Source organism: Enorma burkinafasonensis (assembly GCF_902150035.1).
GTDB lineage: Bacteria > Actinomycetota > Coriobacteriia > Coriobacteriales > Coriobacteriaceae > Enorma > Enorma burkinafasonensis.
The window spans coordinates 1,754-3,153 of the sequence record NZ_LR597538.1; the positions used below are offsets into that span (position 1 = coordinate 1,754).

Annotated in this window: 1 protein-coding gene; it reads left to right on the forward strand. The window is 70.6% G+C overall.

Annotated features, from left to right (window positions below):
- Positions 1–1,400: MSCRAMM family protein (locus FS885_RS09740; protein WP_281281406.1), on the forward strand; the 1,400-nt coding region annotated here is incomplete at both ends.

Sequence of the window (1,400 nt, forward strand, 5' to 3'; positions counted from 1 at the left end):
AGCTGGTACGACGGCGGCGGCTGGGACGACGCGAAGTACGCCGCGGCGAGCCATGTGCTCATCGCCTACGCCTACTCTGGGTCCGAGTCGGCTGCCACGCACGGCACGAGCGCCGAGTTCGCCTCCTGGGCGAAATCCGAGCTGATCGGCGGGACCTTCGCCAAGATGAAGGCGGGCGCCGGCAAGGTATCCGCCGGGTTCGAGGCGTTCTGCGTCAGGACCGGCGGCGGCTCCCAGACGCTCGTGAGCTTCAGCTGGTCCACGGGCGGAGTCAAGGTCGCCAAAACGGACTCCGAGGCGGGCGCGGAGCCCCAGGGCGACGCCTCGCTCGACGGCGCGAGCTTCTCCGTCGTTAACGAGACCGGCCGCTACGTGCTGGTCGGCGGCAAGTACTACGCCGACGGCGAGGTATGCGCCACGATCAAGACCGCGCCCGAGGACGGGTCGCACGTCGCCGCGACCGGCGCCGACGCACTTCCCGCAGGCAATTACCGCATCGTCGAGTCCGGCGCGCCCGAGGGCTACGACGCCAGCGACGCCTCCGTCACGTTCACCGTGAAGGCCGACGAGGTGCGCGACCTCACGGGCGACCCCGTGACCGACGAGGTCTTCCGCGGCGGCGTGCAGGTGACCAAGTCCGACAAGGAGCTGCAGGCGTCCGAGGCGCTCGCGGGCAGCGGCCACAAGGAGGCGCCTGGCGAGCACCCCGGCCTCGACGGGATCGAGTTCACCGTCACGAACCGCTCGGCGCACAAGGTCCTCGTTGACGGCGAGTGGCGCGAGCCGGGCGAGGCCGTGGCCACGCTGACCACCGCATGGAACGACGAGGCCGGCGCCTACACCGCGCAGACCGCGGCCGACGCACTGCCGTACGGGACCTACGACGTGCGGGAGACGGCGACGAACGGGAGCTACCTGCTGACCGACGGCGAGCCCCGCACCTTCGAGGTCCGCGCCGCTGGCGAGATCGTGAGCGCCTCCGCGGACGGCGCCGCGCTCGAGTTCCGCGACCAGGTGGTGCGCAACGACCTCGAGCTCTCCAAGAAGAGCGAGGCCGACAACGCCGGCCTCATGGTCCCGTTCGCCATCGAGAACGCGGCCACCGGCGAGACTCACGTGCTGGTGACGGACCGCAACGGCGACGCGTCGACCGCGAGCAGCTGGAACAGGCACTCGAGGGACACCAACGCCAACGACGCCCTGCTCGGCCATGAGGGCCCGATTGCCGCCGCCGACATGGATCCGAAGGCCGGCATCTGGTTCTCGCTCGGCGAGGACGGCTCCTCGGCGCCGGTGGACGACTCGCTGGCGGCCCTGCCGTACGGCGCCTACACCATGACCGAGCTGCGCTGCGATGCCAACGAGGGCCTCGAGCTCATCACCAGGAGCTTCTGGATCGA